Consider the following 23108-nt stretch of genomic DNA (forward strand, 5'->3'; position numbering starts at 1 on the left):
AATTGTCAGCGTGTACGGAGATCTCTCCCCCAGGCTCTTTCCGGCAATCCCGGTTGGTTGAGCAAGACTCAGACCATCCGGCGCTGTCATGAGCCTCTGCATGGTCAATGAGTTAGCACTGTCGGCTGATGGGGAGCTGTACGGATGCAGGTTAGGCTGTACAAAGCGGAATGGAGGTGAAGGTTGAGGCTGGATGCAGGGAGCCTACAAGAGGGCCAGGCCTCAGGCCGTCAACGGGATTTCACGGCGTTGTCCTTCCGACTCTACGATCAGCGTGCCATGGTCGTCTGCCAATTGTTCCTTCGCATTCAGCAATTCAATGCCGTAAACGGTCCCATCCGGTGCGATGTCGATGTTCATCTCTTCACTCACCTTAATGGTGGTGACGTGCCCTATCTTTTCGTGTAAACGCAGATACGCAATGTTGTATTTGGCATCATAGCTAAGTTTCATACAGCCTCCTTATTCAGAAGAATTTGACTACGACGGTGATAACCAGCCACCCTTGTTCTTCTACTGCATAGGCTTCGACCTGTTTGGTTGCGTAGTGCTTTCCCATCCACTCACGGTTAAACGGGAAGTTGCGACGAAACCCAGATCTTCCATATTTTGCAGCGAAGCGCTCTCCGGTCTCGACCGTGAGCCGGACATCTTCCTCCGTTGCTCCTCGTTCCTCCAATCGACCTCTGGCGTGCGGATGTATCTAATGTTCATTCTGGGCTTCCTGCTCCGCAGGCCAGAGTACGTGCCCTCGCACGATACGCCGCGATCATTTCGGATTCCCCTATGGGACCGGAGTCACAAGCGCGGGATAGAGTGTTCTTCATTTTCTTGCTTGTGCCTCTTCCAACCATGGCTCGCCGAAGGCTTGATGGTGAACCGGTATTTCAGAGACGGCCTGCCTTTTTCAAGCGCTCCTGCACACGCCGGTACGGAATGGCCCGCTCTGCGCGCCGGTCATGCCATTTTGCCACATCGATCAGATCTTCCTTCAATGCCGGGTCGGTGAAAAGTCGCTGCATGATCGCTTCACGCTCGGACTTCGGTAAGGACTCAAATGCCGTTATGAACACTTCCGCTGTGGCATCGGCTATTTTCATAATGGCGCCCTCCTTTGAAATGCACCCATGATCTCGGGTGGAGTACTGGGGACAGTTCCTGTTGCCTCGACCCCGAGTAATGGGGTCCGGCCTGAGTATTGACTTATTGAAAGACTCTCGCCTCTTGTTTTCCGTCAGCAAGGATCACTTACTCCTCCGGCATTCGGTCTACGATTCGATCCCATTCTTTGATGGCAGGTTTTACGTGGTGATCCAGGTGCGTAAGAGCGGCATAGAGCCGCCCCTCGTACTCATCGCGGTTTGTGTCGTCCAGCGGAATTACTCTCAAGGTGGCTGACAGATTATGGATCTCTTCCACGGCCTCAAGGATATCCTCAAAGTGATGTTCAAGGGTTGGGGTGGACGGCATCACCAGCGTGTCAGGTTCAGGATACGCTACGCGCGATGGTCGCTTAGTCTTCATGATGGCTCCCTTTCCCCAATCGCCGTTCAAGATTCTTGGCTGTTCGTTGCCAGGCTGTAATTTCCGTCTTCCAATGCCGGATCAGTGTGTCGTCCGGAACCGACCGGCTCCGCTCACGCGCGATTTTTCTCAAGTGGATTGCGATCACTCCTCGCAAGCCCGCGATCCTTGTTCGCAACTTCTTGTTGCGCCCCATGCCGTTCCCCGTGTCGGTCACCGTACAGCCAGCCGCCACGCACTGTCAATTATGGGCTCCCCGCTGATTGGAAGAGCGACCGTTTCCCTTCCTCGCTGCTATCCCTCACCCTTCGAATGCTAAGATTCACGCTTTTGAGGTTGCCGCTTCATCAGGAGACCAAGGGAAGATCCTTTTCTTCCGATCTCCAGGCTGCGTATGTAAGAGCTTGCAAGATATCTTCCCGTTCGATGTAGGGATAGGCCGCCAAAACTTCGTCAATCGCCTTTCCCGCGGCCATCAAGCCCACTATTGTCCCGACGGTCACGCGCATACCCCTGATACAGGGTTTCCCTCCCATGACCGCAGGGTCCATGGTGATGCGATCCAACTGTTTCATGGCTTCCTCCACCCATCGGAGTTGCAGGCCCTGTTCATTGATTCAGATGATGCTGTGCGGCAGTGCTGCGTGTATCACTCATGTGTGACGGGATCGGACGCATGGGTCGCCCCTACAAGGGATCGCCTGACCCGGAGTACGCGTAGCGCATTCCGCCGGGTGTGCTCGTCAAGAGCCTCCGGCGCAGCCAAGCCCCGAGCACACAGCTTTCAACACGCATCCATACGCCTCGGGAGTCAGCTTCCCAATGCGGCCGAGAATCAAGGACTGATCAAACGTATGCAACTGATCGCAGCGCACCCAGCTCAACTTGGGGAGCGAGCCGAACTCAAAATCGCCAGGCTCAAGCGGCACGGCGGCCGGGTGACCTGAGCGGGAGGTGACTGCCCGTGCGACGATATCGCCATAGGTTGCCAGGCTTCGGAGAATCAGCGCCGGACGACGCTTCGTCGAGCTCAGATCGCTGAAAGGAAAAGGCAGCTAGACCACTTCACAAGGTTGGAACATCGTTCCATACCTCGTCTTCCACGTTATCCCACACTTTCTTCAGGCTCGTTTCCTGAGCATAGATCAGATTCAACTCCTCCGCCCGCTCCGGTGTGACGCCTCTGTGCATGCGAAGGAAGCGAACGAAATCGAGCACCTCGCGTACCAGCGGTTCGGGAAGCGGTTTTACCGCCTCATAGACCTGCTCCGCGGTCGTCATTTCTACCTCCTTGCAAGGAAACGAAATTGTTCTAGCATAGCCCCAATATCAGACAAAGGTCGAGTCGGCACCCACCAACATACGCGCCTGCTGTCATGTTTCCGAGCCACCCCATCGCCTTAGGCCGCGTGCCCTGTGGATGTTCTGGGACGGTGGGCCGGAGTTCCATGCAGCATGCCTTCTACGCTGATATCCTCATCAATGTCAGGCCAGCGAATCCCCTGACCATCGCCAAGAATTTCCCAATGTTGTCGCTGCTCCGGGGTGGCCTCCGCTAACCGCCATGACCAGACCAATGGCACGCTGATCGTCCGCCCGTCTACCAGGTGTGCAATGATCTCATCATCGGTGACGTCCATACTCATGACTCGAGGTTCAACAATGTTTGCCGCAGTGCTCATGCCATGCCTCCAGGAGTTTGGTCACGTTGGTCTCAACGATCCGTCGAATTGCATTCAGTTCTTTTGGGGAAAACCCTCTGTTGTGGCTTAAGGAGATCGGTTCCAGCCAAAACTTGCACATCAACGTTTCTCTTTGAATATGGATATGTTTCGGCTCGTTGCAATCGAAACTATAAAAGAACAAGCGGTAGGGCCCAGCAATGTTCTTTACCGTAGGCATCGGTATTCCTTACGTTAACAGAATAGCCATACTCTATGGTAAGCCATTGGCGAAGGCAAGATTGTCGAGCCGTTGGGGATGGGGAGTCTGAGGGAAAAGAATTGCTGGAGGTTGGAAGTGCGAAGAGCGTTCGAGGTTTGAGGCTAGAGGTGGGATGCCAAAAGGGGGCGGGAGTCTATTCTCTGTGCCTCTCCATGAGGCCGACCTCGCTGCGTCATTCCAGCCGCGCTCTCCAGATGCTCCACGATCCGCTCCGCCGCCATGCCGACCCATGTCGTCAGCGCCACCGAAGGGGGACGGACACCGGCGCAGACGGCGGAGCCAGTCCCCTTCTGGCATTGCCCTGCCATGGCTTTGTGGCACTTGTCATGCCTGAAGAAGTGACTTATCTCAGTCTTGGCGATTGGCTAACAAGGAATGCATTACTTCACGTTCCGCAGGAGGTTCTGCCAGGCCTGGAGCTGCTGACTGGTTCCCGCTTTCGGGTTGTTTTGCGCGGATCGCTGCTCGGCCTGGCTCCGTCCCGTGCTCAGCGCATCGATACGCTCTCCGACGTCCCGATACAGGCTGTCTTCCCGCCGAAGCCAGCGATAGGCTTCGAGCGCTTCGGCGATCCGGCCGAGCGATTCGAGGGTGCGGCCGAGCACGTAGAGGATTTGCACGATGTCTTTTTTCGATGCGCCGGGTGATTTGAGGGCGTTGCGGAAAGCCGCGACCGCGTCTTCGTATCGATCGCAGGACTTTTGCGAGAGTCCCATTTGGGCATAGGCTTTCAGGGCGAGCGCGGGGTCGCTCGTGGCCTTTTCAAATTGCTCGATCGCCGGCTTGAAGAGGCCGGCTTTCCGCAACGCAAGGCCCCGTTCGTATGCCTCAGCTGCGAGGTCGTTGAGATTTGTTTCCGGAAGGTCTGATTCTGACATGCAGGCACAACTCCTTTAGCAACTCCTGTTGAACTAGGCTGGAATCAGCAAGTCCCAGACCATGATGGCTGTTTGAGCAAATCTAAATGTATCAATAGATTAGGATTTGGCAAATTCATGGCGGGTGCCCCAATGGCGTTCAATGTACACAGGACTGCCGCGAAATCGCTGTCCATAAGCCGGCCGCGCTGGACGACCTCCTGAGCAACTCGATAAAAGTATTGCCTGTCGATCGCCCGATGCGTAGTATGGACCGACACGCTCTTTTTGGATGATACAGACCGGCATGGATATTCTCGGCGATCAACCCGGACGGCGCCTCACTATCGCCGCCTATCTTGCTGTGGGCGCATTGCTCATTGCGCATGGCGTCAATGCGTTTGTCGCCGCGGCCTTAGCCCTCCCGCCTGCGAAGGGCGCAGCTCCTCAATCAGCTCAGACGGCTGTTCCGGTGACGTTTGTGCCGCAGCAATGGGTGGATCAAATTCAGTCGAGCGGCCTGTTCCTGCTGCCCGCCGCCCCGCTTGGAATGACCGGTGTGCCGGGGACTGCTTCGCAAGCACCCGTACGGGCGGCCTTGGGCGTGGCGAACAAGCTGCGGCTCTTAGGCGTCGTGTTAGGAAGCGAACGCGGGGTGTTCGCGATTGTCGAAGAATTGGCCACGAAACGGCAGGTGCTCTACCGGCTGCACGACCAGATCCCGGATTTGGGAGAGGTCAGCGCCATTCGCCGGGACGGCATGGTGATTCGGAGCGGCGACCAGGAAGAGCTGCTGGAACTTTCCACGACCGACAAGCCGGCGACTCCGGTGGTGACCGCCGGCGCTCCTGTCGCAGCGGCGCCCGGGGTTCCCATTAAAAAAGTGATCGATCGACGAGAGGTTGAAGCGGCGATGGCAGACTTGCCGAAGCTGCTGACTCAGGCGCGCGCCGTGCCGTTCATGGTCAATGGCACCCCCAACGGGTATCGCATGGACTACATCGCCCCGGCCAGTTTTTATGAGAAGATCGGCATCCAATATGGGGATGTGTTGCAGCGGGTCAACGGTGTAGATGTCCGTGATCCCTCCACGATGCTCAGTTTGTTCCAGCAATTGAAAAATGAACGAACGGTGAAAGTCGATATGGTTCGCAACAACCAGAAGACCACCATGACCTTTGAGCTCCGATAGGTTTCGTCCTCACTCCTCGTGGCATATTGCGGGCTGGTCGGGTCTCTCCACACATACCGTTCTTTCTGTCGCGAATTGGCGCGTGAGCCCTCGGGGTTGATCCGGAGCCTCACTGCAATTGGGCTTCCGAGTCTGTTCTTGCAACGGGTAAGGGAGCACTCGACCAACTCCGGAGATGTCCTTGTTTTACTTGTAGTTAACGAAGAAACTTGGAATTGATCTTCAAGCCGGTTAGTCTAAGGACGTGGTCTCCCTATAATGGTGAATGGTGAGATGGGGTACGGAGTACTGTGAGCGAGTCCGAACAGCAAGTTACCTTCGGCAGGCCGCTTCTCGGGCGGATTCTCGGGGAGAAATTCAATCTCCTGGATTCCAAGCTCGACGAGGCGTTGGCCTATCAGCGTGAGAAAGGCGGCCGCCTCGGCGAAGCCCTCCTCCATTTGCGCGTGCTTCGCGAAGAGGAACTGTTGGAAGCCTTGGCCCAGCAATTTGAGCTGGCGTGGTTGCCGCATCTGGAAGTCTCCCATATCGATCATGAACTGATTAAGCGAGTGCCCATCGGCTTTGCGCGGCGCTACCGGATTCTCCCCTTGCGCCATGAGGACGGTGCCGTCGTGGTCGCGACGACCGACCCGCTTGAGACGGTGGCGTTGGATGATTTGCGCCTCTTGTTGGGGAAACCGATCCGGCCGGTACTGACTACAGGGCTTGCCCTTTTGGCCTGTTTGAACCGCGTCTATGACGAGGCGGCCAGCCCCGCCGGGGCTGAACAGGTCATGGAAGACATTGCGGCGGCGGAAAATCTGGACCAGCTGGCCCATGAGCTGGATGAACCGCAGGATCTGCTCGACGCGACCGACGAGGCCCCGATCATTCGCCTGGTGAACTCGGTCTTGTTCCAGGCGGTGCGGCAGCGGGCCAGCGACATCCACTTCGAATCCTTCGAGCGCGGCCTCGTGGTCCGGTACCGGATCGACGGCGTGCTCTATCCCGTGCTGACCCCGCCGAAGCGCTTGCAGTCCAGCATCATCGCCCGCCTGAAGATCATGGCGGGGTTGAACATCGCGGAAAAGCGCTTGCCGCAAGACGGCCGCTTTGCCATCCGGACGGCGGGGAAAGACGTCGACTTGCGTGTGTCGGTGCTCCCCACCTCGCACGGCGAACGGGTGGTCCTTCGTCTGCTCGAAAAAGAGAATCGCCTTCTGAATCTGACGGAGATGGGATTTTCAACCGACCGGCTCTCGTCCATCCAGCAGCTTATTCAGCTGGCTCACGGCATCATCCTCGTGACGGGTCCGACAGGCAGCGGCAAAACGACCACGCTCTATGCCGCGCTCAGCCAGATCAACGCGCCCGATAAGAACATCATCACGGTCGAGGACCCGGTCGAGTATCAATTGCTCGGGATCGGGCAGATGCAGGTTAATCCCAAGATCAATCTCACCTTCGCGGCCGGCCTGCGTTCGATCCTGCGCCAGGACCCCGACGTCATCATGATCGGAGAAATCCGCGATCGCGAGACGGCGGAAATCGCGATTCACGCGTCGCTCACCGGGCACCTGGTCTTCTCCACGCTGCATACCAACGATGCGGCCAGCGCCGCGACGCGGTTGATCGATATGGGGATCGAGCCGTTTCTTGTGGCTTCCTCGGTCATGGCGGTCCTCGCGCAACGTTTGTTGCGGCAAATCTGCCCCGATTGCAAGAAGCCCTATAAGCCCACGGTGGATGAGCTTGGCCGTCTTGGCCTGGATGGCAAGGGGCCCTTTACGTTTTACCGCGGCGCCGGCTGTCCGAACTGTTCGCAGACCGGGTATCGCGGCCGGACGGGCATCTATGAATTGCTCGTGCTGGACGACGAAGTGCGGCGGCTCATCGGGGCGAAAGCCGACTCATCGGTGATCAAACAGGCGGCCATCGCCAAGGGCATGATCACGTTGAAGCAGGAAGGCGCGATGAAGGTAGCTCAGGGCGTGACGACGACGGAAGAAGTGATGCGGATCACGCAGCAGGAGATTGAGATCTAGCAAGATGGTGGAGGCTTGAGGGTGAAGGCTGAGGTCGAGGCTAAGGTTAAGGCTGACATGAAGCGAACAGAATCTTCGCTCACCCTCAACCTTGACCTCAACCTGTTTTGCTGGGGGGCCGTTCTGAGCATCTTGTACGCTTCTCGCCCCGGAGTGCTCTAGCCATGCCGGTCTATCAATACCGCGGGTATAAGAGCGACGGCGGATCTGCTGCGGGTATCGTCGATGCCGAGAGCGTGAAGGTTGCCCGTCTGAAGCTCCGCAAAGACGGGGTGTTTCCGACCGACGTCATTGAGCAGGGGCAAGCCACCGGCCGCGGGTTGGCGCATGACCGTGTCGCCATCTCGGCTCCGCTCGGAAGATCTCAGGTGTTGTCGGCACCCGAACTGGCGATGTTGACCCGTCAGTTTGCGACCTTGTTGGTTGCCGGACTTCCTCTGGTCGACGCGTTGGGGGTCTTGATCGACCAGTCTGAAAAGAAGCCGGCGAAAGCGTTGCTTGCCGATGTGCGCGAGCAAGTGCGTGCAGGAAAAGCGCTCAGCCACGTGCTGGAGTCCTACGGCAAAGACTTCTCCCCGATCTATGTGCACATGGTGCGGGCGGGGGAAGCGAGCGGCGCGCTGGACCAGATCCTTTTTCGCCTGGCCGAGTTTCTTGAAAAACAGCAGGCGCTCAGGAACAAAGTCACCAATGCCATTCTCTACCCCGCCTTGATGTTGATCGTCGGCGTGGGTGTATTGTTTTTCCTGATGACCTTTGTGGTTCCGAAGATCACGGCGGTCTTCGCCAGCATGAAAGCCGCGCTCCCCTTCCCGACCGTGGTGCTGATGACGATCAGCCGCTTCTGTTCCACCTATTGGCCGCTCATGCTGCTGGCTGTAGTCGGCGGCGGGTGGCTCGTTCGCCGGTTCATTCAGACCGAATCGGGGCGCACCGTTGCCGATCGATTGATCCTCCGCATTCCCCTGATCGGCGAGGTGGCGCGGATGGTGGCCATCTCGCGGCTCACCGGCACCTTGGCGACGATGTTATCGAGCGGCGTCCAGCTGCTCGATGCCCTGGATGTCTCGAAGCGCGTGATGAACAATCGGGTCTTGGAGGAAGCGGTCGAAGGCGCCAGGCAGAATATTCGGGAAGGCGAAACGATTGCGGACCCGCTCAAGCGCAGCGGCCAATTTCCGTCCCTCGTGACCCATATGATCGCCGTCGGAGAACGCAGCGGCGAGATGGAAGAAATGCTGCGGCGCATCGGCCAGATTTACGACGGCGAAGTGGAGCGGGTCATCACCCGGTTTACATCGCTCCTGGAACCGATCATGATCTTGGTCATGGGCGTCATCGTCTTCTTTATCGTGGTAGCCATTTTGCTGCCGATCTTTGAAATGGGTCAAATGGTGCGGTGAATATAGTGACAGGTGACGGGTGACGAGTTCAATGGGAGGTATTCGATGAGCGGCAAGGAACTGTACGAGAGCGCATGGACCAAATGGAACCGGCATCGCTTCCGATGTCCCTTCACGTCACGCGTCACGCGTCACGCGTCACGACTCGGCAACGCACGCGGCTTCACCTTCATTGAAATCATGGTGGTGGTGGCGATTCTCGCCATCCTGGCGGCGCTGGTCGTCCCGCGGATCATGGGGCGGACCGACGATGCCAAACGGACCGCCGCAAAGGTGCAGATCCGCAATATCGAAGGGGCGCTCCAACTCTATAAGCTCGACAACGGTGTCTATCCTTCAAGCGAACAGGGGCTCAAAGCGCTGGTCGAGAAGCCGTCGGTGGGCGTGATTCCTAAAAAGTGGAAAATCGGCGGATACATCGACAAGCTTCCTGAAGATCCCTGGGGAAACCAGTACAAGTATCAAAGCCCGGCACCGATCCAGCAGGGACAATACGGGCAGATCAAGGCTGATTATGAAATCATGTCCCTCGGTACCGATGGCGAGGTCGGCGGAGAAGGCGTGAATGCGGATATTGCGAACTGGAACTTGGAAAAGGATTAGCAAGTTGTTGAAAACATCCGCCAGCGGCATGGGTGGCTTTACCTTGCTGGAGATGATCATCGTCATGTTTCTATTCGTGGCGATGTTGGGGATTGTCATTCCACGCATCAACTTGAGTGACGACCTGGCGTCGACCGGTCGGAAGTTGATCGGAGCGCTGCGGACTCTTCAGGGGATCGCCATGAGCACGCAGAAGCCGGTCAAACTCTATCTGGACCTGGATCAAAGCCAATACTGGGCAAAGACGATTGAAGGAAAAGAGGAGAAGCCCCTGCCGGATGCCGCTTGGGATGCGCCGCGCATGCTTCCGGAGACCATCCGTCTGGCCGATGCGTCCTCCGGCTCAATCAAGCGGACAGCCGGTCGTCTCGATCTGATGTTGTACCCCAACGGTCGGATGGATGAAGCGGTTCTGCATCTGACCGATGCCAGTAACAACGTGTTGGCTATCGTCGTCGAGTCCGCCACCGGAGCGATCCGCACCAGCGATGAGCGTATTGAGCCTCAGCGGCTGGCGTCCATTCCTGACCGGGTCAAGCCCCTGTTGATTCCGACGGCGACGGTAGCTGCCGGGACTCAGGCCGGCCTGGCGAAGCCCTAACGCAATCACGCCACATGCGGCCCTACCAACCACAAGACGAACGCGGATTTACTCTGCTGGAGGTGCTGCTGGCGGTCGCGATTCTTGCGATCGCTCTCCCCGTGCTCTTGGGCCTGAGGAATTTCGATTTGGAGCTGCAATCCCGCTCCATGGAGTTGACGACGGCCACACTGTTGGCTCAGGAAAAACTCTTGGAAACGGAACTGTCTGGCTCCTTCCCCATTGGTGAATCGACGGGAGAGTTTCAAACGCCGGCGCCCGGCGTCCTCTCGTCGATCACGGAGACCAATCGTGCGCCCGGTTATCGCTGGAAGCGCAGTATCATGCCGACGCCGCTGGAGCTCATTCGAGAAGTCAAGATCCAGATCTCCTGGCCGCGCGGCCAGCAGGATGAAACATTGGAAGTGAGTACCTATGTCTTTGCCGGCCTCGCATTCTAAGGGGCGTCAAACAATCGAGCGGGTCAGGTCTGCCGTGCGCCGGAGTATTGAGGTCTCGCTTCTCTCTGTTCCTCCCCTTTGTAAGGGGAGGCAAGGAGGGGTTGAGACTCCTGGGCTGCGGTGCGGTTCACGAATACCGGCGCCAGTAAAGGCTGCCGGAAGACTCGACCTCCCCTCGCCCCTCCTTACGAAGGAGGGGAAGCCACGAGAAGCCGGTATCGATTCGATGATGCCAACTCGTTCATCGACCCATGCAGAATCCGGAATGGCTTATTCTAAGCACGAAGGCGGATTCACGCTGGTCGAAGCGTTGCTGGCGATTGCGCTGCTGGCGACGTTGGGCGCGATGGTCTTCGGATCTTTGCTGACGACGACGCGGGTCGTGGATGCCGGTCGAGCGGCGGCCTCACGCGAGCAGACCATCCGGCGCGTGTTACGGCTGATGGCCGAGGAACTCACGGTCGGCGTCAAGGAGACGACGTTCCCCTGGGTCGGTTTGAACGGAACGCAAGACGGTCAGTCGGCCGATACGCTGGCCTTCGTGACGCGGGGGGACGGATTCGGTGTCCAGGCCGCGCGTGAGAGCGAGATCCTGCGCGTGATTTACACGCGCGAGGGCGATCGCTTGATCCGGTTCGTCCGGCGCAATCTCTACGGGCTCACCGATGAGTCAGTCGATCAGGTCAACCTGGCAACGAAGGTGAAGGGGTTCAACGTTCGCTACTACAGCCGGCAAGGCCAGGTGTGGCTGGACGAATGGAGCTCAACCGGACCGTTGCCGACGGCGCTGCTGCTGGAAATCACCTTTCAAGAGCCCGATGCCGAACCCTATACCATTCGTGAATGGGTCACGGTGGGAGTCTCCTGATGGTGTGGCCATGGAAGGACCTCTCGGCTTGGAAGGCCCCGCTGCTGTGGATGGCCTTTGGATCTGGACTGCTCTTCCTCTCGATCGCCCTCACCTTCCCCTATGGAGCTTTGCAGACGAGAGTCATCGGGGAACTGCAGCGGGCTACCGGTATGGACGTGCGCGCGGCAGACTGGTCGATCGGCTTTCCGGCGGCGATTGAATGGCGACAGATGACGTTGACCAAAACCGACTGGTCTCCCCTGCAGCTGGGTCTGGTGCGGGCTCAAGTAGGGCTCTGGCGGTTGTTGACCGGCGGGGTAGCTCTGGATCTGGCCGCGCAGTTAGACGAAGCCACCGCGACACAGGGCACGGTGAAATTGACTGTGACGGCGTCCTCCTGGTCTATGACCGGCCCTATGGCCATGATAGGCAAGATTCAGAAGCTCGATCTTTCCAAGGTGCTTCGCCCCTATGTGACGCGTGGCAGCATGACGGGGGAGTTCTCGCATCGTCTCGATCGCTCCGCGACCGGCGGATCCGCCGCATTCGGCGAGGGCACGTGGAAAGCGGAGGCCAAGGACCTGTCCCTGGATCACATTCCGGTGGGGAACGGCCGGATCCTTGCGCTGGCTTTCAGCACCCTCTCGATCAGCCTGGCGTGCCGGGAGCAGATCTGCGACGTGACCGAATTGAAGGGCGACGGGATCGACGGGTCGTTTTCCGGGCAGGGAACGGTTACAATGCAGCAACCCTTACAACAGAGTCAGTTGGCGTTGTCTTTGACCGTGATTCCCGGTGTGGGATTTGCGGCCAAGGCTCCCGGGTTGGGTATTCCGCCGTTGCCGCCCGGAACGCCGTTCACGTTTAAAGTGATGGGAACATTGGCACAGGCCAGGGTGGCGTTGTAGAGTAGCACGTGACCTTACGAGGAATTCAGACCGCATGAGTATTGCCACCGAATGCGTGGGCTTGGATATCGGCCAGACCGGTTTAAAGGCCGTGCGGTTTCGCCGCCGGCTGAGCGGTCGCGAAACGATCGAGTATTTCCATCAGCCCCTGCCGTTTGCGCACCCGGAAGATGTGGAGCCGGCCAGGCGCGTCCAATCGCTGCGCGGTTTTCTCTGGCACAACGGCCTCTATGCGACGGATCGGCTGGTGACGGCGATCCCCTGCCAGGATCTGTTCGTGCGCACGCTCTCCTTCCCATTCAAAGATGCGGAGAAACTGTCACAGGTTGTTCCGTTTGAAGTGGAAAATCTGATCCCGATGCCGGTGGATGAACTGGCGATCGGAAGCGTCGTGCTTCCGCCCGGGCTCACCGCCGAAGGGATGTCGCGGATTACCAAAGGGTCGGACGTGCTGGTCACGGCGGCCCCGCGGGACAAAGTGGCCGAACACCTGCGCTTCCTCGCCCAGGCCGATATCGAGCCGGCCGCGATCAATGTCGATGCCATGGCCCTCTACTCCGTCACGCAATTCCTTCAACAGGAAGGCGGCCACGTTCCGCACGATCTGGCCATCATCGATGTGGGCGCGTCCAAGACGACCATCTGTCTGGTGCACGAAGGCCGACCGGTGGTCTTGCGGACTATTTTATGGGGCGGCAATCACCTGACTCATGCGTTGGCGGTGCGGCATGCCTGTAGTTTTGCCGACGCAGAACGGCGCAAGCGCAGCTTGAATGTCCAACAGGTCGATGCCTGGCTGGACCCGCTGCTCAAAGAACTGCGCGTTACCATTCAAGGCTACGAAGGGACCGAGCGCGGGCATTTCACCCACTGTTGGGTGTCCGGCGGAGGCGCAAAGCTCAGAGAGATCGGCGGATACCTCGCGCATCAACTGGGGCTCTATCCGGTCGGTCCGCGGCAGGGATTCGGGTTGAACAGCCCGCGCGCCTTTTCCATCGCTTTCGGGTTGGCGATCCATCCGAAACTGATCCGGCCGAAGTGGCGCTTCAAGCCGACGCCGGCCGGCCTGGCCCTCGATTTGAAGGCCGTCTCGGATGCCAACGCCCCGCAGTCCAAGAGATCGGCGCGTGATAAGCGTCTGGCGCTCGTGGGCGCCGTGGTGTTGGGGGCCCTGGCGCTCGCGGACGGTTTGACGCATCTCTATTTGAAAGACCAACGAGTGCAACAGCTGAAGGGGGCTCTTCAGGGCCACTATGCCCAACTGTTTGAGCCGGGAGCTGCGCCGGGTGAAGAATTGGATCAGGCCCGCTTTCGCATTGCCGCGGTCGATAAGGCGCTCGCCGTCGTCGATGCTTCGCAGCAGCACGTGCTCGCCACGATGGCGGCCTTCATGAAACAGATGCCCGCCGGCGCCCCCGTCAAAATACGCGATCTGACGATCGATGGCCCCCTGGTGTTGCTCGAAGGCGAGACGACCTCCTTCGAAGCCGTAGAGAAGATCAAACAGACCTATTCGGCCGGCGGGATGTTCAAGGATGTGGCCGTGAGCGAAACCCGGGTGGGCGCGTCATCGAATCAGGTGGTCTTTCGCATGAACGCGACGGTGGGACAGCCATGATGCACCAATTGCGCGAACGGTGGACTCAGCTGGCTCCGCGCGAACGCGCGATCTTGTCGGTCGGCGGCGTGGTGGTCGCTGCCAGCCTCTTGTTCGTGCTGGTCGTGGATCCCCTGCTGGCGACCATGGACCGCCTGGATCGCCAGGCCGCCAAGAAGCAACGAGAGAGCAGCGAACTGGCGGCGTTGGGTGCCGACTATGCGAGCAAGCGCGCGCGACTGACTCGCGCGGAACAGCGGATGCCGGTGACCGATGCGGGGTTCTCCCTGCTGGCCTTCATCGAGGAGGCGGCGAACCAGGCCCATGTCCGTGAGCGGATTGCCGGCATGCAGCCCCAGGTGCAAGCCCTGGCGCAAGGGTATCAAGAAACTGCGGTCGATCTCCGCTTGGATGGCGTGCAACTGCCGGATCTGATGGCGCTCCTGCTGGCGATCGACCAGGCTCCGTATGAACTGCAAGTCAGGCATCTGCAAGTACGTCCGAAGTTCGACAATCCCGTGAATCTCGATGCCACTGTCCGAGTGGTCAGTTATGCGAAAGGATGATGAACGCGGCGTCGCGCTCCTGCTTGCCCTGCTCATCTTGGCCCTGCTCGTGGCCCTGATTCTCGAATTCGACGGCGAGGCCCGGCGCGAATATCGCGACGCGGCAGCCTTTCGCGACAACTTCAAAGCGCACACCCTCACCCGCGCCGCTGTTCAGGCGGCTCGCGCCGTTCTCCAGCAGGATTTATTGAAGGATAAACAAGTCGGTGAGTCGTACGATTCCCCCACCGATCTCTGGGCCATGCCGATCAAGAACTATGCGATCGGCGACGGCTTTCTGAGCGCACAGATCGAGGATGAGCGGGGCAAGCTCAATCTGAACGATCTGGCTGCTGCCGCCGGCGATGCTATTCAGAAGAAAGCGAAGATCGATCGGTTTAAGCGCCTCTTTGAATTACTTCAGCTCAGCCCCGATCTGGTCGATGCCGTGGTCGATTGGGTGGATCCGGATGAAAACCAGGAACCGGCCGGAGCGGAGAGCCTCTACTATCAATCGCAGCGTCCGCCCTATCGCGCAGCCAATGCGCCGCTGTCAGGCTTGGGCGATTTGCGGCTGATCAAAGGCTTTACACCTGAAATAGCCGACCGGCTTTCGCGGTATGTGACGGTGTTCCCTCAGGAGGGCGGCGCGCTGGTCAATCTGAATACGGCGGACCCCTTGGTGATTCAAGCCCTGGATCCGGCGATCACGCAATCGATGGCGGCAGAAATCATCCAGGGACGGCCCTATAAGAAAAAGGAAGATCTGGATCGCATCGGCAGCTTTCAGGAAATCGGCGCCAAACTGCGCGCGACGCAAAGCGGATATGATGTGAAGAGCGAGTTCTATTCAGCCCGGTTGGCCATCAGCGTGAACGATGTGACAAAGACCGCCTGGGTGGTGCTCCAGCGCGACGCGAATAAGGGCGACAGCACCGTAAAGTACCTGCGGGTGTTCTGAGGAACGGATTCCGAGTTCCCATAGATACGTTCAGGCAGCGATAGACTTGAGGACGGTGTCCCGCAGGTCATGTCTCTCTTCACGAGGCATGAGCGGCCCGCTCTGGTAGGTCATCGCAACGCAGGGCCTACATCCTCCCCCTCCCCGTTATCGATCGCAAAGACAAAGTTAACAATCTTGTAACGCGCTTGTTACCTCGCAACAACCTATGAGGGCTACTCTTCCCGCCAGGTACTGAAATGCATAGTTTCCAATAGGAGGAAGCAACTCATTATGTCGTTCATTGGCTGTATGGCAAAGACTCGGGTGTGGTGTCGGGCGGTTATTCTACTCACGACCCCGAACCGATCAAGCGAAAGCAGGACCTGCAGAAACCTTTGGGCAGCGCTAGGACTCTGTGCCACCGCAGCCCTGCACTGTTTGGTTCCAGTTGCGGCTCAGGCCGGTTCCTTAGAAGACTTGATGCTGGATAAGGGACAGATGACGATCGATGAGTGGGTTCAGTTGAAGGCCGAAGAGGAACAGCGAGAGAGCAAGACGTTTGAAGAAAGCCGCGGCGTGGGCGACACTCCGGTCAAGGCCAAATGGTATGAACAAATTAGCATTCGTGGCTATACGCAGATTCGGTTTAACCGACTGGGAAATCCGAATGGCAGCTTACTCAACGACCAAGGAGATAAATCAATCGGCGACAACAACGGATTCTTTTTGCGACGGGCTCGTTTTATTGTGAGCGGTCAGCCGCATGACCGAGTGTTTATCTACCTCCAGCCGGATTTTGCTTCGACGATCGGCGGAAGCGGCCACGTGGCGCAGCTGCGAGACTGGTATGCGGATCTGTTTCTGACCGAGAACAAAGAGTGGCGAATCCGGGCGGGACAGTCCAAGGTACCCTATGGCTTCGAGAACCTCCAGTCGAGTCAAAATCGTCTCGGGCTTGATCGAAACGATGCGTTGAACAGTGCCGTCTCCAACGAACGCGATTTCGGGTTCTTTCTCTATTATGCTCCGACGCATATTCGTGCCCTGTTCCGGAGACTGGTAGACAGTGGACTTAAAGGGTCGGGTGATTACGGCATGTTGGGATTTGGCGTCTATAACGGACAGACCGCCAATCAGGCGGAACGCAATGACGACAAGCACATGATTGTGCGCGCCGATTATCCCTATGAGTTTGCCAATGGCCAAGTCTTGGAGGTAGGTGCCAGCGCTTATCGCGGTGTATTCGTGATCTCGAAAACAGCTGTGGTTCCGGTTGGAGGTGGGGCTGCCGTGACGCCGTCAGGCAACACGAGTATTCTCGATGAACGGGTGGAAGCGCACTTTGTACTTTATCCGCAGCCATTCGGACTACAGGGTGAATATACAGTTGGGCGAGGGCCAGAGCTGAGCCCCGATCGCCGATCCGTCGGCGAAAGCAGTCTCCACGGCGGATACATCCAGGCTATGTATAACTATAAGTGCACGACCTATTGCCTCAATGTTTTTCCGTTCGTCCGGTACCAGGAATATCAAGGAGGGAAAAAACACGAGGCGAATGCGCCGAGTAATCGGGTTAGAGAATTAGAATTTGGCGTCGAATACCAGTTCAATTCTCATATCGAGCTGACGGCGCTGTATGCGTTCACCGATCGGACGTCGGCGCTTGCCACAGGTCCGGACCCGTACAAGAGTCAGGCCGGAAACTTGATTCGATTGCAGTTGCAGTGGAACTATTAGCGAAGCGCTGGTACTGGTGTTCAGTGGGAGAGCTTCTCCCCTGTTTCTAGACGCCCATGATCCGACTCAAGACCGGCGCCGGCTTTGGCCGGCGCCAACTGCTTGAAGAGCACCACGATCTCTTGGCGATCCGCCTGCAGCAGATTCTTGAGAGCGCCCTGCTTGGGCGAGGCGACGGCCCTGACCGGCTCGAAATACAGTCTCGTTTCCTGGGGGGCAATGGATCGCATGGGCGTCAAGCGGTCATCAAATGTGTCGTCTGTGCCAGGGTCTGATGAATAATGGGTCGGCGAACGATAATTACCCAAGACGATGTGCAGTTCGTCCCCGTCGATGAATATGCCGCCTGAGGTCACCTTCCGGACAATCGCCGTTTCTTGGCGAGACTCATAGAAAGTGACGATTTCTTCTGAGGTGGCCGTGCCAAGGCCTTTTGCCAGCAATGGAGCGAAAAATCCGACCTCTGCTGTCGTGAACGCCGGATGGTTTGAGGATTCGTGATTCTTGCCTAACAGATTCATAAGACGGGCCGGTTCTTCAATCATCAGGCCGGACAGGATAGCGGCCATCTCGCCTGATGTGAGGCTCGCCGGATGGGAGTGGCCCCGATGCGCATCCAGCGTAGGATCGACTTCCAGCCGAACGAAACGTGACGGGCTATCGTAGATCACCACCGTCTGAAATGCCCGATTCTGGCACGCGACAAGGCCAAGAAACGCCATAATTCCACACTGAAGAATCAACCCGCCGACTGTCATGAGTTCCACGCTCCTATGACCGTGATGCTAGCACAGACTTTTGGCCAAAAGAAAACGCGCCGCCCGGTTGGGCGCGCGCGTTACGCAGCTCGGTCCTCTAGACTTAGTTCCTCGATTGCGCTGGCTTCTCGTTCGTCGCTGCCTGTACAGGTTTGGTCCAGGCGGCAACCTGCCGATTGAGTTCATCGGCAGGGAGAGGGAAAAATCCTTCTTTTATGACGATCTGCTGGCCGTCCTGGCTTATTGCAAACTTGACAAACTCAGAGACGATTGCGGGCAGCTCAGACTTCGGAGGTTTATTTACATACAGATACAAATGACGTCGGAGCGGATAGGTACCATTGATCACTGTCTCGAAATTGGGCTCAACGAAGACACTCCCCCTCCGGTCGGAGAGTGCAATCGGCCTGACCTTCGAGGTTCGGTAACCGATTCCGCTAAATCCCGCGGCGTAACGATCCTTCGTGATTTCGACAATGATGGAGGCTGAGCCCGGCGCCTGCTTCAACGTCGGGAGAAACTCTCCGTTCTGGCAGACCTGGTCTCGGAAAAACGTCGTGGTTCCGGATGAGGAATTTCGTCCGTGGAGCCGAATTCCGGCCTGGCTCCATTCGTCCCCGAGGCCGAGTTGGCCCCACTTGGCGATCAGCTGATCGGCCCCACGGCGCCGATCCTTGCAGAAGATGGCGTCAAGTTCTTGCAGGGTCAGCCCGGTGATCGGATTGTCCTGGTGAACAAAAACAGCCAGGGCGTCTGCGGCGACGGGGACCTCGGTCGGCTCATACCCGTAGCGCTTGACGAACGTGGCAATCTCATCGGAGGTCATTTTTCGGGAGAGTGCGGCGATCTGAGCCGTGCCATCCAGGAGTGCCGGCGGGCCGGTTTCTGATCCTAACCCCTGCGCCTTGACTGTAAAGTCTGGGTAAAGTTCCCGCAATCTGCTTTCCCACCTGAGAGTGAGAGGCTTCATGGTATCCGATCCGGCGACCGTGAGGGATCCGGTAATCGCAGTGCCCCGAACATAGGCCTGAATGTGTGGATCAATTGTCGGTTTGAGTTGGGCGAGGGCAGAGTTTGCTGCGATGGTCATAATACCGATCGAAACCGCAATAGAGAGTGGAAGCTTGGCTCGCATCATTGTTCCTCCTGTATTGATTCAACACGTCGATTCGTATCACTGCCTGAAATACTCTTCGAACTCTCACGAGCTCAGAAAGCAAGGTATCGTGTCGTAGTGACCGGCAGATTGCCGGAATGTTACAGAATTGTTAACAAATGGTCTGCTCCTGATTACCAAATGCCGGAAGGTAGGTACGAAAAATGAGTCGGAGATCAGGTGATCAAGCGAAATGGCCGAGCAGTAAATTAACACACGGTTAACATGCCTGTAATCGAAGTGAAAGAATCTGCGCCTATCCTCTTTATCTTACGATGAAGATGGTTTTGTGGTTATGAGCGGAGCGCAGTGATGGAGGAACAACATGCACGTGTGTCTATCTGATGGAGTGAAGGCGAGTATTGGGCTGGTGGCCTTAGGCGTCTTGTGTTTGGTCCCCGGTCCCATATTCTCAGCACCTACCGCACTCATCAAAGTCGACGGGTCGAGCACCGTGTTCCCGATTACGGAAGCGGTGGCTGAAGAGTTCCAGAAGGAAACGAGAGGGTCGGTCCGTGTCACGGTCGGTATTTCAGGAACCGGCGGCGGCTTCAAAAAGTTCTGCCGCGGCGAGATTGACGTGCAGGATGCCTCGCGTCCTATTTCCAGCAGCGAAATGGAAGCCTGCCGTGCCGGCGGTGTGCAATTCTATGAATTGCCGATCGCCTTCGATGCGCTCACGATTGCCGTGAGCCCACAGGCCACCTGGGTGGACTCCATCACGGTGGCAGAATTGAAAACCATGTGGGAGCCCTCTGCCCAAGGGCGGGTGACTAAGTGGAACCAGGTCCGTTCGACCTGGCCCGATCAGCCGCTGAAACTGTTCGGCGCCGGATCCGACTCCGGCACCTTCGATTACTTCACTGAAGCGGTGGTCGGGAAGGCCAAATCCAGCCGGGGCGACTTTACGGCGAGTGAAGATGACAATACGCTGGTCCAGGGCATCGCGAATGACAAACAGGCGCTCGGCTATATTCCCTATGCCTATTACGAACCGAACAAGAAGCGCTTGAAAGCGGTGGCCATCGATGACGGGCATGGGCCGGTGAGTCCGTCACGCGAGACGGTCGAAAATGGCTCCTATCAGCCCCTGTCTCGCCCGTTGTTTATCTATGTAAACGCGAAGTCCGCTTCCAAGCCTGAGGTGAAGCGCTTTGTCGAATTTTACCTGGCGCAAGTGCCGGTGCTGGCGCCGCAAGTGAAATATGTGCCGCTGCCGCCGCAAGCCTATGCGCTGGCCGGTGAGCATTTTAAGAACGGCCGACAGGGGACCGCGTTTCAGGGAGGCTCGACGATCGGCATGAAGATCGAAGACCTGCTCCGGCGCGACGCAAAACTTTAAGGGCAAAGGGATGGACGCCATGGATGCTCACATCGCCGAGATCCCGGTCGAGAAGAAGACTGTCATCAAGAGTCTCTCTCCTCGACTCGTTCCCCGTCTCAAGGAGAAAGCGATCGAGCTGCTCTTGCAGTCGGCGGCTTTCACCTCGGTGGCGATTACGCTCGGGATTGTCGGCGTCCTGGCTTACGAATCGTTCCACTTCTTTCAGCAGGTCTCCGTGGTGGATTTTCTGACCGACCGCCAATGGACGCCGTTGTTTGCCGACGCGCATTACGGGATTCTCTCCCTCGTGTCGGGCACGCTCGTCACGACGGCGGTGGCCTTGCTCGTGGCCGTTCCGATGGGAAGTCTGATCGCCATCTATTTGAGCGAATATGCCTCGCGCCCGGTGCGCGAATTCGTGAAGCCGGTGCTGGAGCTGCTCAGCGCCGTGCCGACCGTCGTGTATGGATACTTTGCCCTGTTGTTCGTGACGCCCGCCTTGCAAAAGATCTGGCCTGATCTTCCCGGCTTCAACATGCTGAGCGCCGGGCTCGTCATCGGCTTCATGATTGTTCCCTATGTCAGTTCCGTGAGCGAGGATGCCATGCGGGCGGTGCCCCTGTATCTTCGCGAAGGCGCCTTTGCCTTGGGCGCCACCCGCATGCAAACGGCGCTGCGGGTGGTCTTTCCCTCGGCCCTGTCCGGCATCACGGCCGCCTATGTGTTGGGCGTCTCGCGGGCCATCGGGGAAACGATGGTGGTGGCTATTGCCGCGGGGATGCAACCGATGCTGACTCTGAATCCGCTGGAACCGGCTGCGACGATGACCGCGTACATTGTCCAGGTCAGCCTGGGCGACCTGCCGCACGGAAGCGTGGGCTATCAAACGATCTTTGCCACGGGGCTCATGCTCCTATTGATCACCCTTTTGTTTAACATTGCAGGCCATGCGCTTAAAAAACGGTATCGCCAGGTATATTAAGTCCACCGCCCTGCAACGGCGCATCATGCGGCGCAAGGGCCTCGATCGCTTCTTTGCCTTCGAAGGACTCCTCGTGATGGGCGTCGCCCTGCTCGTCTTGTTCGCCCTGGTGGGGCAACTCGCGGCCGATGGGGCCGGCCGGTTGTCCTGGCAATTTCTTACGTCCTTCCCGTCCCGGTTTCCGGCGCAAGCCGGCATTCTGACCGCCTGGATCGGCACCCTCTTGGTCATGCTGCTGACGGCGCTGACGGCCGTTCCCTTGGGGATCGGAGCCGCCATTTATCTGGAAGAATATGCCGCGAAAAGCCGGTTGACCGAGGTGATTGAAATCAACATCGCCAATCTGGCCGGCGTGCCGTCGATCGTCTACGGGCTCATGGCCCTCGGGCTGCTGGTCTATGAGCTGCACCTGGGGCAAAGCTTTCTGACTGCCGGGCTGACCCTGGGCATGTTGATTCTTCCGATGGTCATCATTGCGACTCGCGAGGCGATTCGGGCCGTGCCCCCTGCCGTGCGCGAAGCGGCTTATGCGCTCGGCGCCACCAAGTGGCAGACCGTCCGGGATCATGTCCTGCCCTATTCGATGGGCGGCATTCTGACAGGGATGATTCTGGCGCTTTCGCGGGCCGTCGGCGAGACGGCCCCGCTGATTACCGTCGGGGCCCTGTCGTTCATCGCCTTTCTCCCCCACCCGCCATGGCAGGGAGAGTTTCCGTTTGTCTCGTTCGAGTGGCTGTTCGATCCCTTCACCGTGATGCCGATTCAAATGTTCAATTGGGTGTCCCGACCGCAAGAGGAGTTTCACGTCAATGCGGCGGCGGCCGGTCTGATCTTGCTGGCCATGAGTCTGGCGATGAATGCGGTGGCGATCGTCATTCGGGCGCGGTTCAGAAAACGGATCCACTGGTGATGCCATGAAAGCCTTGGATGTATCGCAAACGGTCCTCAAAGCGGAGTCGCAGGGGCTCAATTTCTTTTACGGCCGGGCGCAGGCGCTCCATGGCCTGTCCCTCCCGGTCTATGACCGCTGTGTGACGGCGCTGATCGGTCCCTCCGGCTGCGGGAAAACCACCTATTTGCGCTGTTTCAACCGCATGCACGACTTGTATCCAGGAAATCGCTACGAAGGGGCTGTCATTCTGTATCCGGACCGGGTCAATATCGTGGGGCCTGAGGTCGATCCGATCGAGGTGCGGATGCGCATCGGGATGGTGTTTCAAAAGCCCAACCCCTTCCCCAAGTCCATCTATGAAAATGTGGCGTACGGGATGCGGATCAGAGGGGTGTCATCGAAAGCCGATCTGGATATGGTGGTCGAGCGGGCGCTGCAAGAAGCGGCCTTATGGGGAGAAGTCAAAGACCGGCTCCAGGCATCCGCGATGAATCTCTCAGGCGGGCAACAGCAGCGTTTGTGTATTGCCCGGGCTCTGGCGACCAGTCCGGAACTCCTCTTATTCGATGAGCCGACCTCGGCGCTGGATCCGACCGCGACGTCACGTATCGAAGAACTCGTGACGGAACTGAAGCAGAAGGTTGCGATCGTTATCGTGACGCACAATATGCAGCAGGCGGCGCGAGTTTCGGACCACACGGCCTTCATGTACGAGGGGCGGTTGGTGGAGTTCGATCGTACGGAGAAGATGTTTACTAATCCATCCGTCAAACTGACGGAAGACTATGTCACCGGTCGTTTCGGGTGATGGGCAGGAGCAGGCAG

Annotated in this window: 26 protein-coding genes; 16 read left to right on the forward strand and 10 right to left on the reverse strand. The window is 58.1% G+C overall.

The annotated features are described in order from the left end of the window. Positions 1 to 222: 222 nt before the first annotated feature. The 8 genes from Q8N04_04295 to Q8N04_04330 form a co-directional block, all read right to left on the reverse strand. On the reverse strand, positions 223 to 453 hold the full coding sequence (locus Q8N04_04295; protein ID MDP3089871.1) for a DUF2283 domain-containing protein: 231 nt from the start codon (positions 451 to 453) through the stop codon (positions 223 to 225). Positions 454 to 887: 434 nt separating this feature from the next. Beyond that, the gene (locus tag Q8N04_04300) at positions 888 to 1100 is read right to left on the reverse strand and encodes a hypothetical protein (GenBank protein MDP3089872.1); all 213 of its coding nucleotides are present in this window, start codon (positions 1098 to 1100) and stop codon (positions 888 to 890) included. 148 nt (positions 1101 to 1248) lie between these two features. Further along, positions 1249 to 1524 (reverse strand): hypothetical protein, encoded by a 276-nt coding sequence (locus Q8N04_04305; GenBank protein ID MDP3089873.1) that lies wholly within the window; start codon positions 1522 to 1524, stop codon positions 1249 to 1251. Next, positions 1514 to 1759, reverse strand: coding sequence for a hypothetical protein (locus Q8N04_04310; protein MDP3089874.1), 246 nt, complete (start codon positions 1757 to 1759; stop codon positions 1514 to 1516). The genes Q8N04_04305 and Q8N04_04310 overlap by 11 nt, the downstream gene beginning before the upstream one ends. Positions 1760 to 1871: 112 nt before the next feature. Beyond that, a complete protein-coding gene (locus Q8N04_04315) occupies positions 1872 to 2099 on the reverse strand; it encodes a DUF433 domain-containing protein (protein MDP3089875.1) in 228 nt (75 codons plus the stop codon). A 490-nt stretch (positions 2100 to 2589) separates the two neighbouring features. Beyond that, positions 2590 to 2805 carry a DUF2281 domain-containing protein gene (locus tag Q8N04_04320; GenBank protein ID MDP3089876.1) on the reverse strand — a complete coding sequence of 72 codons (216 nt, stop codon included), beginning with the start codon at positions 2803 to 2805 and terminating at the stop codon, positions 2590 to 2592. A gap of 119 nt (positions 2806 to 2924) precedes the next feature. Next, positions 2925 to 3206 carry a DUF2442 domain-containing protein gene (locus Q8N04_04325; protein MDP3089877.1) on the reverse strand — a complete coding sequence of 94 codons (282 nt, stop codon included), beginning with the start codon at positions 3204 to 3206 and terminating at the stop codon, positions 2925 to 2927. A gap of 642 nt (positions 3207 to 3848) precedes the next feature. Then, positions 3849 to 4346, reverse strand: coding sequence for a tetratricopeptide repeat protein (locus Q8N04_04330; protein MDP3089878.1), 498 nt, complete (start codon positions 4344 to 4346; stop codon positions 3849 to 3851). A 286-nt stretch (positions 4347 to 4632) separates the two neighbouring features. Between Q8N04_04330 and Q8N04_04335 the strand changes: the two genes are divergently transcribed. From Q8N04_04335 to Q8N04_04390, 12 genes are all read left to right on the forward strand, one after another. Beyond that, positions 4633 to 5517: a type II secretion system protein N gene (locus tag Q8N04_04335; protein ID MDP3089879.1), complete on the forward strand. Its 885-nt coding sequence runs from the start codon at positions 4633 to 4635 to the stop codon at positions 5515 to 5517. A 290-nt stretch (positions 5518 to 5807) separates the two neighbouring features. After that, entirely contained in the window at positions 5808 to 7544 is a 1737-nt protein-coding gene (gene gspE, locus Q8N04_04340; GenBank protein ID MDP3089880.1) for a type II secretion system ATPase GspE, read from the forward strand. Between the two features lie 164 nt (positions 7545 to 7708). Continuing rightward, positions 7709 to 8947 (forward strand): type II secretion system inner membrane protein GspF, encoded by a 1239-nt coding sequence (gspF, locus tag Q8N04_04345; GenBank protein MDP3089881.1) that lies wholly within the window; start codon positions 7709 to 7711, stop codon positions 8945 to 8947. A 45-nt stretch (positions 8948 to 8992) separates the two neighbouring features. Further along, on the forward strand, positions 8993 to 9550 hold the full coding sequence (gene gspG, locus Q8N04_04350; GenBank protein ID MDP3089882.1) for a type II secretion system major pseudopilin GspG: 558 nt from the start codon (positions 8993 to 8995) through the stop codon (positions 9548 to 9550). 4 nt (positions 9551 to 9554) lie between these two features. Continuing rightward, a complete protein-coding gene (locus tag Q8N04_04355; GenBank protein ID MDP3089883.1) occupies positions 9555 to 10151 on the forward strand; it encodes a hypothetical protein in 597 nt (198 codons plus the stop codon). 14 nt (positions 10152 to 10165) lie between these two features. Next, the gene (locus tag Q8N04_04360; protein MDP3089884.1) at positions 10166 to 10591 is read left to right on the forward strand and encodes a prepilin-type N-terminal cleavage/methylation domain-containing protein; all 426 of its coding nucleotides are present in this window, start codon (positions 10166 to 10168) and stop codon (positions 10589 to 10591) included. 265 nt (positions 10592 to 10856) lie between these two features. Next, positions 10857 to 11459 carry a type II secretion system protein GspJ gene (locus Q8N04_04365; protein ID MDP3089885.1) on the forward strand — a complete coding sequence of 201 codons (603 nt, stop codon included), beginning with the start codon at positions 10857 to 10859 and terminating at the stop codon, positions 11457 to 11459. Beyond that, positions 11459 to 12349 (forward strand): type II secretion system protein GspN, encoded by an 891-nt coding sequence (gene gspN / locus Q8N04_04370; protein ID MDP3089886.1) that lies wholly within the window; start codon positions 11459 to 11461, stop codon positions 12347 to 12349. Before Q8N04_04365 ends, gspN begins: the two co-directional genes overlap by 1 nt. 34 nt (positions 12350 to 12383) lie before the next feature. Continuing rightward, positions 12384 to 13967: a pilus assembly protein PilM gene (pilM, locus tag Q8N04_04375; GenBank protein ID MDP3089887.1), complete on the forward strand. Its 1584-nt coding sequence runs from the start codon at positions 12384 to 12386 to the stop codon at positions 13965 to 13967. Next, on the forward strand, positions 13964 to 14512 hold the full coding sequence (gene gspM / locus Q8N04_04380) for a type II secretion system protein GspM (GenBank protein ID MDP3089888.1): 549 nt from the start codon (positions 13964 to 13966) through the stop codon (positions 14510 to 14512). Before pilM ends, gspM begins: the two co-directional genes overlap by 4 nt. After that, complete coding sequence (gene gspK / locus Q8N04_04385; GenBank protein MDP3089889.1) at positions 14499 to 15452, forward strand: type II secretion system minor pseudopilin GspK; 954 nt, start codon at positions 14499 to 14501, stop codon at positions 15450 to 15452. Before gspM ends, gspK begins: the two co-directional genes overlap by 14 nt. Before the next feature lie 462 nt (positions 15453 to 15914). Continuing rightward, complete coding sequence (locus Q8N04_04390) at positions 15915 to 17171, forward strand: porin (GenBank protein MDP3089890.1); 1257 nt, start codon at positions 15915 to 15917, stop codon at positions 17169 to 17171. A gap of 20 nt (positions 17172 to 17191) precedes the next feature. Here the strand turns inward: Q8N04_04390 and Q8N04_04395 are convergent, their stop codons facing one another. Both Q8N04_04395 and Q8N04_04400 read right to left on the reverse strand, forming a co-directional pair. Beyond that, positions 17192 to 17929, reverse strand: coding sequence for a hypothetical protein (locus Q8N04_04395; protein MDP3089891.1), 738 nt, complete (start codon positions 17927 to 17929; stop codon positions 17192 to 17194). A gap of 103 nt (positions 17930 to 18032) precedes the next feature. Continuing rightward, positions 18033 to 19067 (reverse strand): PstS family phosphate ABC transporter substrate-binding protein, encoded by a 1035-nt coding sequence (locus tag Q8N04_04400; GenBank protein ID MDP3089892.1) that lies wholly within the window; start codon positions 19065 to 19067, stop codon positions 18033 to 18035. Positions 19068 to 19410: 343 nt separating this feature from the next. Here Q8N04_04400 and Q8N04_04405 point away from each other — a divergent pair, with 343 nt between their 5' ends. From Q8N04_04405 to pstB, 4 genes are read left to right on the forward strand one after another with little or no spacing between them, the layout of a single operon-like run. Next, positions 19411 to 20427 carry a PstS family phosphate ABC transporter substrate-binding protein gene (locus tag Q8N04_04405; GenBank protein MDP3089893.1) on the forward strand — a complete coding sequence of 339 codons (1017 nt, stop codon included), beginning with the start codon at positions 19411 to 19413 and terminating at the stop codon, positions 20425 to 20427. A 19-nt stretch (positions 20428 to 20446) separates the two neighbouring features. Then, positions 20447 to 21391, forward strand: a complete 945-nt coding sequence (gene pstC, locus Q8N04_04410) for a phosphate ABC transporter permease subunit PstC (protein ID MDP3089894.1) — start codon at positions 20447 to 20449, stop codon at positions 21389 to 21391. A gap of 25 nt (positions 21392 to 21416) precedes the next feature. Further along, a complete protein-coding gene (pstA, locus tag Q8N04_04415) occupies positions 21417 to 22301 on the forward strand; it encodes a phosphate ABC transporter permease PstA (GenBank protein MDP3089895.1) in 885 nt (294 codons plus the stop codon). A 4-nt stretch (positions 22302 to 22305) separates the two neighbouring features. Continuing rightward, a complete protein-coding gene (gene pstB / locus Q8N04_04420) occupies positions 22306 to 23091 on the forward strand; it encodes a phosphate ABC transporter ATP-binding protein PstB (protein ID MDP3089896.1) in 786 nt (261 codons plus the stop codon). Positions 23092 to 23108: the final 17 nt, after the last annotated feature.

Source organism: Nitrospira sp. (genome assembly GCA_030692565.1).
Lineage (GTDB): Bacteria > Nitrospirota > Nitrospiria > Nitrospirales > Nitrospiraceae > Nitrospira_D.

Coding starts and splice junctions, on each gene's coding strand:
- Q8N04_04295 (MDP3089871.1), bottom strand. CDS start 453: ATGAAACTTAGCTATGATGCCAAATACAACATTGCGTATCTGCGTTTA.
- Q8N04_04300 (MDP3089872.1), bottom strand. CDS start 1,100: ATGAAAATAGCCGATGCCACAGCGGAAGTGTTCATAACGGCATTTGAG.
- Q8N04_04305 (MDP3089873.1), bottom strand. CDS start 1,524: ATGAAGACTAAGCGACCATCGCGCGTAGCGTATCCTGAACCTGACACG.
- Q8N04_04315 (MDP3089875.1), bottom strand. CDS start 2,099: ATGAAACAGTTGGATCGCATCACCATGGACCCTGCGGTCATGGGAGGG.
- Q8N04_04320 (MDP3089876.1), bottom strand. CDS start 2,805: ATGACGACCGCGGAGCAGGTCTATGAGGCGGTAAAACCGCTTCCCGAA.
- Q8N04_04325 (MDP3089877.1), bottom strand. CDS start 3,206: ATGAGCACTGCGGCAAACATTGTTGAACCTCGAGTCATGAGTATGGAC.
- Q8N04_04330 (MDP3089878.1), bottom strand. CDS start 4,346: ATGTCAGAATCAGACCTTCCGGAAACAAATCTCAACGACCTCGCAGCT.
- Q8N04_04335 (MDP3089879.1), top strand. CDS start 4,633: ATGGATATTCTCGGCGATCAACCCGGACGGCGCCTCACTATCGCCGCC.
- gspF (MDP3089881.1), top strand. CDS start 7,709: ATGCCGGTCTATCAATACCGCGGGTATAAGAGCGACGGCGGATCTGCT.
- gspG (MDP3089882.1), top strand. CDS start 8,993: ATGAGCGGCAAGGAACTGTACGAGAGCGCATGGACCAAATGGAACCGG.
- Q8N04_04360 (MDP3089884.1), top strand. CDS start 10,166: ATGCGGCCCTACCAACCACAAGACGAACGCGGATTTACTCTGCTGGAG.
- Q8N04_04365 (MDP3089885.1), top strand. CDS start 10,857: ATGGCTTATTCTAAGCACGAAGGCGGATTCACGCTGGTCGAAGCGTTG.
- gspN (MDP3089886.1), top strand. CDS start 11,459: ATGGTGTGGCCATGGAAGGACCTCTCGGCTTGGAAGGCCCCGCTGCTG.
- pilM (MDP3089887.1), top strand. CDS start 12,384: ATGAGTATTGCCACCGAATGCGTGGGCTTGGATATCGGCCAGACCGGT.
- gspM (MDP3089888.1), top strand. CDS start 13,964: ATGATGCACCAATTGCGCGAACGGTGGACTCAGCTGGCTCCGCGCGAA.
- gspK (MDP3089889.1), top strand. CDS start 14,499: ATGCGAAAGGATGATGAACGCGGCGTCGCGCTCCTGCTTGCCCTGCTC.
- Q8N04_04390 (MDP3089890.1), top strand. CDS start 15,915: ATGCTGGATAAGGGACAGATGACGATCGATGAGTGGGTTCAGTTGAAG.
- Q8N04_04395 (MDP3089891.1), bottom strand. CDS start 17,929: ATGACAGTCGGCGGGTTGATTCTTCAGTGTGGAATTATGGCGTTTCTT.
- Q8N04_04400 (MDP3089892.1), bottom strand. CDS start 19,067: ATGATGCGAGCCAAGCTTCCACTCTCTATTGCGGTTTCGATCGGTATT.
- Q8N04_04405 (MDP3089893.1), top strand. CDS start 19,411: ATGCACGTGTGTCTATCTGATGGAGTGAAGGCGAGTATTGGGCTGGTG.
- pstC (MDP3089894.1), top strand. CDS start 20,447: ATGGATGCTCACATCGCCGAGATCCCGGTCGAGAAGAAGACTGTCATC.
- pstA (MDP3089895.1), top strand. CDS start 21,417: ATGCGGCGCAAGGGCCTCGATCGCTTCTTTGCCTTCGAAGGACTCCTC.
- pstB (MDP3089896.1), top strand. CDS start 22,306: ATGAAAGCCTTGGATGTATCGCAAACGGTCCTCAAAGCGGAGTCGCAG.